We start from the raw sequence: 13191 nt of genomic DNA on the forward strand, positions 1-13191 counted from the left end.
AAATGGGCCTACTGGATTCACTCGCACCGGACCTCCTGCTGCGCAAGAAGCGTGACTCGGAGATGGAAGAGGACCTCCGGAAGCATTGGCTGCGGCCGGGCGAACGGCTTCTGCTCTGGCACGCGCCCGTTCCGGGTTACACGGGCGGGCGCCTCGGCGACGAGCTGCGGCTTCCGCATGTTCCGCTACGGCCGGTTCCTGAGCACCGTTTCGGGAAGAGTGAGTGGGCGAAGCCGCATGAGCTGACGACGAGTCCGGCCTTCAACGAGGTGGACTGGGTCGACGACCAGGCGTTCTCGTACTGGTTCGAAGCGCGGCAGGGTGAGCAGGACGCGGTCCGGTTCGCCGATCACTTCACCGACGGCTGGGGCGCGGCGAAGGTGGTGCTCAGCGACCAGCGGATCGCCGTGGTCTACCACTCCGCGCAGCTGCGCGAGCCCGCGCCGTCCTTCCTCACCACGGCTTTCGAGCTGCCCGCCGGGCATCTCGCGAACGTGGCCATGCCCTTCGTCGGGCGGAGTGTGCCGCCGCCTCGGGTGATCCGGCTCGGCTTCGCTGATGGCTCGGCGTTGTTCATTCGCGACGACCTCACCAGGCTGCGAGTGGAGCGAGCGCATGCTCGATGACAGCCAGGAGCTCGGGCCTGCATTGAAGGCGCGGACCGTGCTCGGCGACGGTTTCCTGTGGGCGATCAAGGGCGCTTGTGATGGCGTCATCAGCTACGACGTGCGCGGGCTCAGCGACGAAGGTGTCGTGCTCGATCCGCTGCTGTCCAGGGGTGCGAAGGCGGTCGGCAGGGGTGTCGCCGGATTCGCGGAGGGAGTGGTCGACGCCGCGCTCGGCCTCGAAGACGGGGGCGACGCCAAACCGTTCAAGTCGCAGCCCGACTTCGTGGTCTTCGGCAAAGCGCCGGACTGTCTCGCGGTCCACTATCTCGCCGTTTTCAAGACCGGCACTTGGGCGCTCACCACGCGAGGGCTGGTTCAGCTCGGCTTCCGGATGCTGCCGGTCGAGCCCAAGCCGGTGCCTCCGGAAGAACCCGAGGCGGAAGCGCCCAAGTCGTTGCTGGGCAAGGCGCTCAAGTTCGGCAAGGCGGTGAAGGAATTCGTCGCGACCGAGCCCGTGCCGGAGTTCGAGCCGCCGGAACCGCAACCGATGGTCGGAACCGGCGTGGCCGTCGAGATCCCGGCCGCGCACATCGCCGGGTTCGAGGTCGCGTCCCGGCGCTGGAAGGTCAGCTGGAACTCGTGCTTCCGGCTGAACTTCGCCGACGGTTCCGGCTGGGACATGTTCATGCGGCAGGGAGACCGTGAAGCCCATGAGTGGATGCTGGCGATGACCACTGCGAGCGTGCGCCGATGACCGTCAACGTCAAGCTGCTGCCAGGCGGGTTGCCGATGCCCAACGGTCTGCCGAAGCACTACTCGGGCAAAGAAGACAAGAATGTGCACAAGTTCGTCGAGCAGGAGCTGCTCAAGGTGTGGCTGCGGCCAGGGGAGAAGCTGGTGTTCTGCCAAGCCCCCACGCTCGGCTTCCTCGGCGCGCGGATCGGGCGGGAACGGCACGTGCCGTATCGGCCGATGCGATCGGGGCCGGAACGGACGCTGAAGCCCGTCCGCTTGCGCCAGCCGACGGAGTTCGAGTTCAGGGACTCGGACTGGACCGACGAGCCGGTGCTCTCCTACTGGGCACATGCCGAGCATCCCGACCAGATCGCGGTCAGGCTGGCCGATCATCTCTGCGACGGCAGCGGTGCGGGGCGGCTCGTTTGGACGGACCGCAGGCTGGCCGTGACCGTGTTCAGCAAGTGGCTCGCCGAGCCGCCTGACAAGAAAGCTCCGCTGACCACGGTCTGCGACCTCGGTCCCGGCCTGGTCACCGGGATCTCGATGCCGTTCCTCGGCCAGAGCTTCCCGGCCGTGCGCGCGGTCCGGCTCGATTTCGCCGACCGGTCGACGCTGTTGATCAGGGATGACCACGCCAAGCACAAGGTGGAGACGGCGTGGCAGCGCCTTGGTCACTGAGGGTGATTAAGGGGACTGTCACGTTCATCACCGTTTCCGCAGGACAGCACGTCAACAGGTGACCAGGGGTTGCCATTACGCTGGAGAAGACCCCGACCCGGAGTTTGAGAGAGCGGAGCCGACGTGTCCATTCAGGGCGGCACCATCGAGGACCTGCGCGCGACTGTCGGCCTGTCGATCGCCGACGAGCCGCTGCTGCGAGCCATCGCTGGCGGCCTTGGCGACGTCGAGGCCCTGCTGCGTGAGGTTGTGCGCAGTGAGGTCAAGGCCGTCAACGACGCGGCTACCCACCTGGTCGAAGCCGGTGGCAAACGTTTTCGCCCCATGTTCACGCTGCTCGCTTCGCAGTTCGGCGTGAAGCAGGATGACCACGTGGTCATCGCGGCCGCCGCCGTCGAGCTCGTGCACCTCGCGACGCTGTACCACGACGACGTGATGGACGAGGCCACCATGCGGCGCGGCGCGGTCAGCGTCAACGCGCGCTGGGACAACACCATCGCCATCCTGACCGGCGACTTCCTGTTCGCACACGCCTCGCGGCTGGTCGCGGACCTCGGCACGGACGCGGCGCGGATCATCGCGGAGACGTTCGGCGAGCTGGTCACCGGGCAGATGCGGGAGACCGTCGGGCCCGTCGACGGTGAAGACCCGGTCGAGCACTACCTGACGGTGATCGCGCAGAAGACCGGCTCGCTGATCGCCACCGCAGGGCGGTTCGGCGGCATGATGTCCGGCGCACCTGACGAATACATCGACGCTTTGCGGCGCTTCGGCGACATCATCGGGACCGCTTTCCAGATCTCCGACGACATCATCGACATCGCGTCGCCGTCCGACGAGTCGGGCAAGGTGCAGGGCACGGACCTGCGCGAAGGCGTCAGCACGCTGCCGATGCTCTACGCACTCGCCGACCCGACGACCGACCCCAGGCTGCTCGAGCTGCTGCAGGGCCCGATCGAGGACGATGATCTCGTCAGCGAGGCGCTCGAGCTGCTGCGCTCGTCCGCGGGACTGGAACAGGCAAGGGCCACTCTTTCCGACTACGCTCGTCGGGCGCGAGCCGAGCTGGCCGCACTGCCCGCTTCGCCTGCCCGCGACGCGTGCGAGTCGGTCGCCGACTACCTGGTCGCGCGAACGCGGTAGGGAGGCCGGAGTGTCGATTTTCGGGCAGGTTTGGCTGTGGAGCCTGCTGGCCTTCATCGTGGGGGCGCTGCTCACCTGGCTGGTGCTGGTGTTGCCGGCCCGCAAGCGCATCCGTGAGCTGGAAGCCACGCTGACCGCGGTGCACGCCGAGCGGGCCGCGGCGCGTCCGGAGCCCGCCGTGGAGACGCCGCGGACGCTGGTGGAGACGCCCGCTGTCGAGCGGCAGCCGTGGGAACACCAGGACGAGCCGTGGGAGCCGGAGGACGAGCCCGAGCTGACCCGTCAGCTGGACGCCCAAGAGCTCACGCGGCAGCTCGACCCGGAGCCCCGGGTCTGGGAGCCCGAGCCTGTCGCACAGGAGCAGTGGGAGCCCGAGCCCGTCGCGCAGACCGCCGAGGCCTGGGAGCCCGAGCAGGAGTCGGAGCCCGAGCTGGAGGCTTGGGAGCCGGAGCAGCCCGAGATCCGTTCGGTGCTCGAGGAACAGCCGCCGACCGAGTACATGCACATCTCCGAGGCCGACGACGAGCCGGAAGGTTCGCTGTTCCAGAAGGCGTCCACGCCGGACCCGGACTGGTTCGACCGTGAGCCGATGCCCGAGCGCTCCGCGTTCGAGGAGGCGCCGCGCTTCGGCGGCATCGAGCCGGTGGCCGACGAGACGACCGCGTTCGACAGCGTGGAGAGCGGCGAACTGCCGGTCGAGCCGGAAGAGACCGCGATGGAAACGACCCAGTTGCTGCCGAAGCGCCAGCGCGGCGAGTCGATCAGGGGAGGCTTCGAGCCGCCCCGCCCGATTCAGCCGTCGATGCGCGCGGTCGAGCGGCGCGAGCCGTCCTCGTCGGAGACCACGGGCATCCACAGCGGCTCGCTGTTCGAGCCGACCGTCCAGCCCAACCATGTCGCGCCGGAGCCGCCGCCCGCGCGGCGCCAGGCCGTCGACCAGTCGGTGCCGCCAGGCCCGTTCGGTCCCGGCTCGGCGATGCCGCGTCCGGGTGGCGCGCCGCCGTCGGACGACTTCGCGGTCAAGGCGAGCGTGACGGCGCTGCGGTACTGCACGGACGATTCGCCGCAGTTCCCGCGCATGGTCGCCGAGGTCTGGTTCCGTACCGCCGCGGACGCCGAGCGAGTGGGCTTCCGGCCGCTTACCTGACGAGAGCGTTGAGCCTGGCGGCTTGGCGGGTCAGATGGGCGCGTTCGGCGAGGTTGGACGCCTTCTCGGCGGCTTCGGCGTAGAGCCGGGCAGCCGTCGTCAGGTCGCCGTCGCGTTCGTGGAGATACGCCGCCACCGCCGTGTACCGGGGCAATGAATCGTCGAGGGACTCCAGCGCGGCCAGTCCCGCGCGCGGGCCGTCTGCCTCGCCGACGGCCACCGCGCGGTTGAGCCGGACGACCGGGCTGTCGGTCAGGTTCGCGAGCTCGTCGTACCACTCGACGATCTGCGCCCAGTCGGTCTCCTCGGCGGCCTGCGCGTCCGCGTGGAGCGCCGCGATGGCGGCCTGTGCCTGGAACTCGCCCAGCCGGTCGCGGGCGAGCGCCGCCTGGAGGATCGCGACGCCCTCGGCGATCGACTTGGTGTCCCAGCGGCCGCGGTCCTGCTCGGCGAGCGGCACCAGGCTGCCGTCCGGCGCGGTCCGCGCGGCGCGCCTGGCGTGGTGCAGCAGCATGAGCGCGAGCAGCCCGGCCACCTCGGGGTGATCGAATTCGGCCGCGAGCCGGCGGGTGAGCCGGATCGCCTCGGCGGCGAGGTCGACGTCGCCGGAGTAGCCCTCGTTGAACACGAGATAGAGCACGCGCAGCACGGTGGCGACGTCGCCGGGCTGGTCGAACCGCACACCGGCGATCGTGCGCTTGGCGCGGCTGATGCGTTGCGCCATGGTCGGTTCCGGCACCAGGTACGCGTCGGCGATCTGCCGGGTGGTCAGGCCGCCGACGGCGCGCAACGTGAGCGCGACCGCCGACGACGCCGTCAGCGACGGGTGAGCGCAGAGGAAGTAGAGCTGCAATGTGTCGTCCACCGCGGGCACGGTCTCCGGCGCGGGCTCCTCGTCGACCAGGTCCTCGCGACGGCGGCGTGCGGCGTTCGCCCGCGTCGAGTCGAGGAACTTGCGCCAGGCGACCGTGATCAGCCAGCCCTTGGGATCACGCGGCTTTTCGGACGGCCAGACGCGGACCGCCTCGACGAGCGCGTCTTGGACGGCGTCCTCGGCCGCCGCGAAGTCGGCTCCGCGGCGGACGAGGATCCCGAGCACCTGCGGAGTGAGTTCGCGGAGCAGCAGCTCGTCCACCCCGCTTACTCCGTGATCGTGGGCTGCACGCCGTAGGCAGGGCGCAGTTCGAGCCACTCGTGGATCGGCTTCCCGCCCGCTCCTGGCGCCGCCGACAGCTCGGCCGCCAGTTCGAGCGCGCGTTCCCAGCTGTCGACGTCGATCATCATCCAGCCCGCGATGACGTCCTTCGTCTCGGCGAACGGGCCGTCGGTGACGGGCGGGCGGCCTTCGCCGTCGTAGCGGACCCACGTGCCCTCGGGGGCGAGTGCCTGCTCGCCGACGAACTCGCCGGTCTCCACCAGCCGGTCGGCGAAGTCGCGCATGTACTGGATGTGCGCCGAGATCTCCTCGGGCGTCCATTGGTCCATCGGCGCGTCGTTGACCGAGGCCGGAGCGCCGCGATAGTGCTTGAGCAGCAGGTACTTAGCCATTGGCGTTCTCCTCGGCGAGCGCGATCATGATTCCTTCGGGGCCGCGGAGATAGCCCATGCGGCAGACGCCGGGGATCTGCACGACCTCGCCGATGAGCTCGGCGCCGTGTGCGCGCAGGCGGGTCAGTGTGGCGTCGATGTCGTCGACGGCGAACAGGAGCCGTCGCAGCCCCAGCGTGTTCACCGGCGCTTCCGGATCACCCGCGATCGCCTTCGGCGAGTGGTAGCTCATCAGCTCCAGCTTGTTGTGGCCGTCCGGGGTCCTGACCATCGCGATGTCGACCTTCAGGTTTTCGAGGCCGACGATGCGCTCCGCCCAGCCGCCTTCGACTGTCGTCCTGCCCTCGAGCTCCAGGCCGAGTGCGAGGAAGAACTCGACCGCGGCGTCCAGATCCTCGAAGACGATGCCGACGTTGTCCATCCGCTTGACCGTCACGCGGCCAGGGTAGTTGTTCTCGCTCATGATGATCTCCGTTTCAGGCTTGTTGGCGCCGCATGAGTTCTTCGATGGCGGTCGGCAGCGTGGTTTCGAAGTCGATCAGCTTGACCCAGGTGGGTTTCACGACGACGCGGACCATGCCGTCGTAGAGCGCACGCACGCCCACTTCCCATTCGGCGCGCTGCTCGGGAGTCATCTCGTAGGTGCCGTTCCACCGCATGTACTCGTCGGGGATGCCGTCGACCTCGTCCAGCTCGGCCGTGCCGCGGATGAGCAGCACCTTGGGCGGGTGCGACTCGGTGTCGATGGTCAGCGCGACGGCCGGGTTCCGGCGCAGCGCGGGCAGCTTCCGCGCGTTCTTCGCGGTGCACATGACGATCTCCGTGCCGTTCCAGTAGATCCCGATCGGGATCGAGCGCGGGGTGCCGTCCAGCGCGACGAACGCCAGCCTGGCGAGGTCGCGGGCCAGCAGTTCCTTGCTGTACGGGTGGTTCAGGATCTCGTCGATCGTGCTCTGCTCCATGGTGGTCTCCTCGGTGCCTTGTGAGTCGGACACCGCAGGGACGGAGCTGGATTCGTGGCCTCGACATCGACTGACTGTGACCTGGGTCACGTTCGTAATGGGGCCTGAAACCCGAAAGCCGCTTTCGCAAGGTCCTACCTTGCGAAAGCGGCTTTCGGGTTCTAACGAGGCTTGGTCTAGACCACTGTCCAGGTGTCTTTGCCGGTCAGCAGCTGCTGCAGGTTCGGGGACTTGGCCTGGATGGCCGCCTCGACCTGGGCACGGGCCTGGTCGTCGTAGGTGGGGCGGTCGACCTGGCGCAGGATGCCGATCGGGGTGTGGGTCAGGTTCTGGTCCCCGATGCGGGACAGCGCGAACGCGTAGGCCGGGTCGACGATCGTCGGGTCGTGCACGACGAGGTTCTCCTCGCCGATGTTGGCGACCTTGCCGACTTCCAGTCCGCCCCAGCCGCCGCCGCGGGTGACGCCGTACTCCTGCTCCGGGCCGAAGCGGATCGGCTCGCCTGCCTTGAGCGGGATGAGCCGCTGCGCGGCCTCGTCCTTGTCCTTGAGCACGTCGAACGCGCCGTCGTTGAAGATCGGGCAGTTCTGGTAGATCTCGACGAGCGCCGAGCCGCGGTGCTCGGCCGCGGCCTTGAGCACCTCGGTCAGGCCGGCGCGGTCGGAGTCCAGCGCGCGGCCGACGAACGAGGCCTCGGCGCCGATCGCCAGCGACAGCGGGTTGAACGGGGTGTCGACCGAGCCGTAGGGGGTCGACTTGGTGACCGTGCCCTGGTCCGACGTCGGCGAGTACTGGCCCTTGGTGAGCCCGTAGATCCGGTTGTTGAACAGCAGGATCTTCAGGTTCACGTTGCGGCGCAGCGCGTGGATCAGGTGGTTGCCGCCGATGGACAGCGCGTCGCCGTCACCGGTGACGACCCACACCGACAGGTCGGGCCTGGTCGTGGCGAGGCCGGTCGCGATCGACGGCGCGCGGCCGTGGATCGAGTGCATGCCGTAGGTGTTCAGGTAGTACGGGAACCGCGACGAGCAGCCGATACCCGAGATGAACACGATGTTCTCGCGCTTGAGACCGAGCGTCGGCAGGAACGACTGCACCGCGTTGAGCACGACGTAGTCGCCGCAGCCGGGACACCAGCGGACCTCCTGGTCCGACTTGTAGTCCTTGGCCTTCTGCGGCTCTTCGGTGGTGGGGACAAGGTCCAGGCCGCCGAGCACGGGCAACCCCAGATCGATCGCGGTCACTTCGCAGCCTCCGTGATGATGTCGGTGAACACGCCCTGCAGCTCTTCGGCTTTGAAGGCCATACCGGCGACTTTGGTGTGACTGTGGACGTCGACGAGATACTTGGCCCTCAACAACATCGCCAGCTGACCCAGGTTCATTTCCGGAATCACGACAGTGTCGTAAGACCGCAACACATCACCGAGGTTCGCGGGGAACGGGTTGAGGTGGCGCAGGTGCGCCTGAGCGATCGGCAGCCCGTTCTTGCGGACGCGGCGGCACGCGGCGCCGATCGGGCCGTACGAGGAGCCCCAGCCCAGCGCCAGCACCCTGGCCTTGCCGCCGGAAGGGTCGTCGACCACGACGTTCGGCACGTCGATGCCGTCGATCTTGGCCTGACGGATCCGGACCATCTTCTCGTGGTTCTCGGGGTCGTAGGAGATGTGCCCGGTCTTGTCGGCCTTCTCCAGGCCGCCGATCCGGTGCTGCAGCCCCGGCGTGCCCGGCAGGGCCCATGCCCGCGCGAGCGTCTCGGGGTCGCGCAGGTACGGCCAGAACTCGCCGGACCCGTCGGTGGCGTTCGGTTCCTGGGCGAACTCGACGCTCAGGTCGGGCAGGTCTTCGACGTTCGGGACCAGCCATGGCTCCGAGCCGTTCGCGATGGCGCCGTCGGACAGCAGCATCACCGGCGTCCGGTACTTCAGCGCGATGCGGGTGGCCTCGACGGCGGCGTCGAAGCAGTCGGCAGGCGAGAGCGGCGCGACGATCGGGACCGGAGACTCGCCGTTGCGGCCGAACATGGCCTGCAGCAGGTCGGCCTGCTCGGTCTTGGTCGGCAGGCCGGTCGACGGCCCGCCGCGCTGCACGTCGATCACGACCAGCGGCAGCTCGGTCATCACGCCGAGGCCGACGGCTTCGGACTTCAGCGCGACACCGGGGCCCGAGGTCGAGGTGATGCCCAGCGCGCCACCGTAGGAGGCGCCGAGCGCGGCGCCGATGCCGGCGATCTCGTCCTCGGCCTGGAAGGTCAGGATGTTGAAGTTCTTGTGCTTCGACAGCTCGTGCAGGATGTCCGAGGCCGGGGTGATCGGGTACGTGCCGAGGAAGATCTGCAGCCCGGACTGCTGCCCGGCGGCGATCAGGCCGTAGGCGAGCGCGGTGTTGCCGGTGATCTGCCGGTAGGTGCCCTGGTTGAGCTTGGCGGGCGCGACCTGGAACGTGGTCGCGAACGACTCGGTGGTCTCGCCGTAGTTCCAGCCGGCGCGGAAGGCCAGGATGTTCGCCTCGGCGATGTCCGGCTTCTTCGCGAACTTCTCGCGCAGGAACCGCTCGGTGCCCTCGGTCGGCCGGTGGTACATCCACGACAGCAGGCCCAGCGCGAACATGTTCTTCGCGCGCTCGGCGTCCTTCTTCGACAGCCCGGTCTCTTCGAGCGCGGCGCGGGTGATCGTCGCCATCGCGATCTTGTGCACCTGGAAGTTCGCGAGCGAGTCGTCGGTCAGCGGGTCGACCTCGTAGCCGACCTTCACCAGGTTGCGCTTGTTGAACTCGTCGGTGTTCACAATGACCGTCCCACCGCGCGGGACGTCCTTGAGGTTCGCCTTGAGCGCGGCCGGATTCATCGCGACCAGCACATCCGGCCGGTCACCCGGCGTCAGGATGTCGTAGTCGGCGAAGTGCACCTGGAACGAGGAGACACCGGGGATGGTGCCCTGTGGTGCGCGGATCTCCGCGGGGAAGTTCGGCATCGTGGACAGGTCGTTGCCGAAGGCAGCCGCCTCCGAAGTGAACCTGTCACCCGTGAGCTGCATACCGTCACCGGAGTCACCCGCGAAGCGGATCACCACCCGATCCAGTTTGCTGATCTCCGTGTGCCGGGTGGGAGACAACGAGCCGTTGCCATTGCCGTTCGCAGTGGTGCTCATGGGTCAGGGAATCCCTCTCTCCCGACTGGCGCTTCCCGTCCGCGGCGATGTCGGCTGGATCACCACGTAACTACACCACGAGGTTAGCTCGTGATTTTCTCCGTGGCTGCCGGGTGTGCCCCCTAAGCCACTACGCGGTACCCCTGACTGCTCACCGCTGAGCAGGAAACCGGGTATGTGTAACTCATGGTAACGGGTAAATGCTTCGGTAGAGCTGTGACCCCTGTCTCCGGCTGGTCCGTCAGTGTTCGCGGATCCGCGCCTTGACCACGGCCAGTCGCTCCGCGAACGCCGCAGACTCCAACGACGCTATCTGTGGCTCGATCTCAACGTCGACGGCGTCCGCATGCTGAGAAAGCTTACGGGTGATCCCTAGCGTCTTCTTCGTGGCCAGCACGAGTTCGCGTGGAGCCTCGGTCGCGGGCTTCGCGAACGTCAGCGCGGCGTTCACCAGGTCGGAATGATCTCCGTCGACAAGTTTCAGTGCGAGTCCGGCGTCGACCGCCTCCTGTGCGCCGAGGCTCTGGCCGAACAGGGTCATCGCCGCGGTGCGTTGGTAGCCGACCAAATGCTGGGACATCCAGGTCATCCCGCCGCCGGGGTGCAGGCCGAGTTCGAGGAACCGGGGGATGAACTTGGCGCGCGGGCCGACGATGCGCACGTCCGCGGCGAGCGCCAGGTTCAGCCCGGCGCCGACGGCGGCGCCGCCGACCGCCGCGATGGTCGGCAGTGTGCACCGGGCGACGGACAGGAAGCCGTCATAAATTGCCCGCAAACCCGCTTCTTTAGCCGCACCTAGTGCACTGAGGTCGGCGCCCGCGCAGAACGCGGGAGGGGTGCCGGTGACGACCAGCGCGTGGATGTTCTCGTCGCGTTCGGCCTCGGCGACGGCTTCCGACAGCCGCGCCGACAGGTCGAGGGTGAGCGCGTTGCGGCTTTCGGGAGCGTCGATGGTGACGACGGCGACCTTGCCTTCGCGGGTGCTGCGGATCATTCCGGGTTCCTATCAGGTGTCGGCGGGCGCTCCAACAGCCGCGAGAGCACGACCGTCGACACCGTGCGGTCGATGATCTCCAGCCCGCGCAGCCGTTCCAGCGCGGTCTCCAGGTGATGGATGTCGGCGGCGCGCAGGTGGACGATCGCGTCGGCCGCGCCCGAGACCGTGTACGCGGCGACCACCTCCGGCAGTGGTTCGAGGCGGGCCCTGATCCGCGCGGGCGCGATGTTGCCCTGGCAGTGCACCTCGACGAACGCCTCGGTGCCCCAGCCGAGCGCCTCGGGGTCGACGACCGCGGTGAAGCCGCGCAGCACGCCGGTTTCGAGCAGTCTGTCCACCCTCCGCTTGACCGCGGGCGCGGACAGGCCGACGACTTTCCCGATGTCGGCGTAGCTGGAACGCGCGTTGGCCACCAGGCACGAAATGATTCGCTGGTCGATGGTGTTCACACGCAATGTTTAGCAGGTATACGCGCAGCAAACAGCGATTGATTGCGGATTAGGGGAGCCTTACCCTTCAGTCATGCAGGTAGCCGTGCCGCAGGACCAGACGCGAGTGCCCACGACCCGTCGATACCTCATGTGCCCGCCCAGCTTCTTCGCTGTCGAGTACGTCATCAATCCCTGGATGGACCCATCGCAGCCGGTCAGCGCCGAGCTCGCGGTCAAGCAGTGGACCGAGCTGCGCGACACCTACCGTCGCCTCGGCCACACCGTCGAGGAGATCGAAGCCCAGCCAGGGCTGCCCGACATGGTTTTCGCAGCCAACTCCGGCACGGTCGTCGACGGCCGCGTGCTCGGCTCGCGCTTCCGCGCGCCGCAGCGTGCCGCCGAGGCCGAGCACTTCCGTCGCTGGTTCGTCGAACACGGCTACCGCGACATCACCATGCCCGAGAAGATCAACGAAGCCGAAGGCGACTTCGCCTGGACGGGCAAGCTCCTGCTCGCGGGCACCGGCTTCCGCACAGACCCGGCCGCGCACGCCGAGGCGCAGGAAGCCCTCGGCGTGCCGGTCGTTTCACTCCGCCTGATCGACCCGAAGTTCTACCACCTCGACACGGCGCTGTTCGTGCTCTCCGAGGCCACGGACGCGGCGCCGGCGCAGGTCGTCTACTACCCGGCCGCGTTCTCGCCCGGCTCGCAGCGCGTGCTCACCAAGCTGTTCCCGGACGCCGTGCAGGCGACCGAGGCCGACGCGCTGTGCTTCGGGCTCAACGGTGTCTCGGACGGGCGCAATGTCGTGCTCCCGGTCGAGGCGACCGACCTCGGCGCCCGGCTGGCCGAGCGCGGCTACGAGCCCGTCTACGTGGACATTTCCGAGCTCAGGAAGGCCGGCGGCGGCCCGAAGTGCTGCACCATGGAGATTCGCAAATAGCTGATCTTTGAAAGTTTTAGTAATTAGATGGCAAGACGCCGTAACTGTTCGGCGGGCGAACGCGATTAATCGTGAACACTAGTCCGTTTGGCCGTTCGAGCGGGGTGCCGATGCCAGCTACCGTCGTAAACCTCACCGTGCACGGGATCGGCAGGCCGCAGCGCCAGCTCGATCCCGGCGAGAACGAGAAGTGGGTGACCGTCGAGCAGTTCGAAGAGCTGCTCGACGCGGCGGTCGGGATCGACAACGTCCACCTGACCTTCGACGACGGCAACGCCTCCGACCTCGAGATCGCGCTGCCCCGGCTGCTGGAGCGCCGCCTCAAGGCCGAGTTCTTCCCGGTCGCCGGCGAGATCGGCGCCAGGGGTCGCATCGACAGGGCGGGCGTGCGCGAGCTCGTCGCGGCCGGCATGTCGGTCGGCTCGCACGGCTGGTCCCACCGCGACCTCCGCCGCCTCGACGACAAGCACCTCTCGCAGGAGCTGACGGACGCGTCGGAGTACCTCTCGGAGCTGACCCGGCGTCCCGTCAAACGCGTCGCGCTGCCGTTCGGCTCGTACGACCGCCGCGTGCTCGACCGCCTCCGCAAGGCGGGCGCGACCCGCGTCTACACCGACGACGGCGGCTCGGCCCGCGCGTTCACCTGGCTCCAGCCGCGGACGAGCCTGCCGCACGACCTCGACCGGCCGTGGATCGACGACACCTTCGCGGGCGCACCCGGCCTCTATCGGCAGGCGACCCGTGCGGCCGCGCGCTTCGTGCGGCTCGCCCGCATCTGAGCCGGTCAAAAAAATCCCAATGTGGCTTTGGTCAGCTCTGGAACCCCCAATGTGGCGTTCGTCAGCTCC

The 13191-nt window shown here is 68.2% G+C and carries 15 protein-coding genes; 7 read left to right on the plus strand and 8 right to left on the minus strand.

Annotated features, from left to right (window positions below; translation table 11 throughout):
- Positions 1-2 precede the first annotated feature (2 nt).
- The 5 genes from ACFV15_RS35035 to ACFV15_RS35055 all read left to right on the plus strand — a co-directional run bounded on the left by ACFV15_RS35035 (position 3) and on the right by ACFV15_RS35055 (position 4314).
- A complete protein-coding gene (locus ACFV15_RS35035; RefSeq protein WP_378355984.1) occupies positions 3-626 on the plus strand; it encodes a hypothetical protein in 624 nt (207 codons plus the stop codon).
- A complete protein-coding gene (locus tag ACFV15_RS35040; RefSeq protein WP_378355986.1) occupies positions 616-1362 on the plus strand; it encodes a hypothetical protein in 747 nt (248 codons plus the stop codon). The genes ACFV15_RS35035 and ACFV15_RS35040 overlap by 11 nt, the downstream gene beginning before the upstream one ends.
- The gene (locus ACFV15_RS35045) at positions 1359-2024 is read left to right on the plus strand and encodes a hypothetical protein (RefSeq protein ID WP_378355988.1); all 666 of its coding nucleotides are present in this window, start codon (positions 1359-1361) and stop codon (positions 2022-2024) included. The genes ACFV15_RS35040 and ACFV15_RS35045 overlap by 4 nt, the downstream gene beginning before the upstream one ends.
- Before the next feature lie 129 nt (positions 2025-2153).
- The gene (locus tag ACFV15_RS35050) at positions 2154-3167 is read left to right on the plus strand and encodes a polyprenyl synthetase family protein (protein ID WP_378356005.1); all 1014 of its coding nucleotides are present in this window, start codon (positions 2154-2156) and stop codon (positions 3165-3167) included.
- Positions 3168-3177: 10 nt separating this feature from the next.
- Positions 3178-4314, plus strand: a complete 1137-nt coding sequence (locus tag ACFV15_RS35055) for a hypothetical protein (protein WP_378355989.1) — start codon at positions 3178-3180, stop codon at positions 4312-4314.
- Here the strand turns inward: ACFV15_RS35055 and ACFV15_RS35060 are convergent.
- The 8 genes from ACFV15_RS35060 to ACFV15_RS35095 form a co-directional block, all read right to left on the minus strand.
- Positions 4307-5449 carry an RNA polymerase sigma factor gene (locus ACFV15_RS35060; RefSeq protein WP_378355991.1) on the minus strand — a complete coding sequence of 381 codons (1143 nt, stop codon included), beginning with the start codon at positions 5447-5449 and terminating at the stop codon, positions 4307-4309. The genes ACFV15_RS35055 and ACFV15_RS35060 overlap by 8 nt on opposite strands.
- A 5-nt stretch (positions 5450-5454) precedes the next feature.
- Positions 5455-5862, minus strand: coding sequence for a YciI family protein (locus ACFV15_RS35065; protein ID WP_378355992.1), 408 nt, complete (start codon positions 5860-5862; stop codon positions 5455-5457).
- Positions 5855-6325, minus strand: a complete 471-nt coding sequence (locus tag ACFV15_RS35070; protein ID WP_378355993.1) for a VOC family protein — start codon at positions 6323-6325, stop codon at positions 5855-5857. The genes ACFV15_RS35065 and ACFV15_RS35070 overlap by 8 nt, the downstream gene beginning before the upstream one ends.
- A gap of 13 nt (positions 6326-6338) precedes the next feature.
- The gene (locus ACFV15_RS35075; protein ID WP_378356007.1) at positions 6339-6824 is read right to left on the minus strand and encodes a pyridoxamine 5'-phosphate oxidase family protein; all 486 of its coding nucleotides are present in this window, start codon (positions 6822-6824) and stop codon (positions 6339-6341) included.
- A 176-nt stretch (positions 6825-7000) separates the two neighbouring features.
- Positions 7001-8068 (minus strand): 2-oxoacid:ferredoxin oxidoreductase subunit beta, encoded by a 1068-nt coding sequence (locus ACFV15_RS35080; RefSeq protein ID WP_378355994.1) that lies wholly within the window; start codon positions 8066-8068, stop codon positions 7001-7003.
- Entirely contained in the window at positions 8065-9972 is a 1908-nt protein-coding gene (locus tag ACFV15_RS35085) for a 2-oxoacid:acceptor oxidoreductase subunit alpha (RefSeq protein WP_378355996.1), read from the minus strand. Before ACFV15_RS35085 ends, ACFV15_RS35080 begins: the two co-directional genes overlap by 4 nt.
- Before the next feature lie 241 nt (positions 9973-10213).
- Positions 10214-10966, minus strand: a complete 753-nt coding sequence (locus tag ACFV15_RS35090) for an enoyl-CoA hydratase (RefSeq protein ID WP_378355998.1) — start codon at positions 10964-10966, stop codon at positions 10214-10216.
- A complete protein-coding gene (locus ACFV15_RS35095) occupies positions 10963-11418 on the minus strand; it encodes an Lrp/AsnC family transcriptional regulator (protein WP_091293452.1) in 456 nt (151 codons plus the stop codon). Before ACFV15_RS35095 ends, ACFV15_RS35090 begins: the two co-directional genes overlap by 4 nt.
- Before the next feature lie 73 nt (positions 11419-11491).
- On the opposite strand from ACFV15_RS35095, the gene ddaH reads away from it, so the two are divergent.
- Together ddaH and ACFV15_RS35105 are read left to right on the plus strand one after the other, a co-directional pair.
- The gene (ddaH, locus tag ACFV15_RS35100; protein WP_378355999.1) at positions 11492-12343 is read left to right on the plus strand and encodes a dimethylargininase; all 852 of its coding nucleotides are present in this window, start codon (positions 11492-11494) and stop codon (positions 12341-12343) included.
- 110 nt (positions 12344-12453) lie between these two features.
- Positions 12454-13122, plus strand: coding sequence for a polysaccharide deacetylase family protein (locus tag ACFV15_RS35105; RefSeq protein ID WP_378356001.1), 669 nt, complete (start codon positions 12454-12456; stop codon positions 13120-13122).
- Positions 13123-13191 lie beyond the last annotated feature (69 nt).

It is taken from the genome of Amycolatopsis sp. NPDC059657 (genome assembly GCF_042734395.1).
Classification (GTDB): domain Bacteria; phylum Actinomycetota; class Actinomycetes; order Mycobacteriales; family Pseudonocardiaceae; genus Amycolatopsis.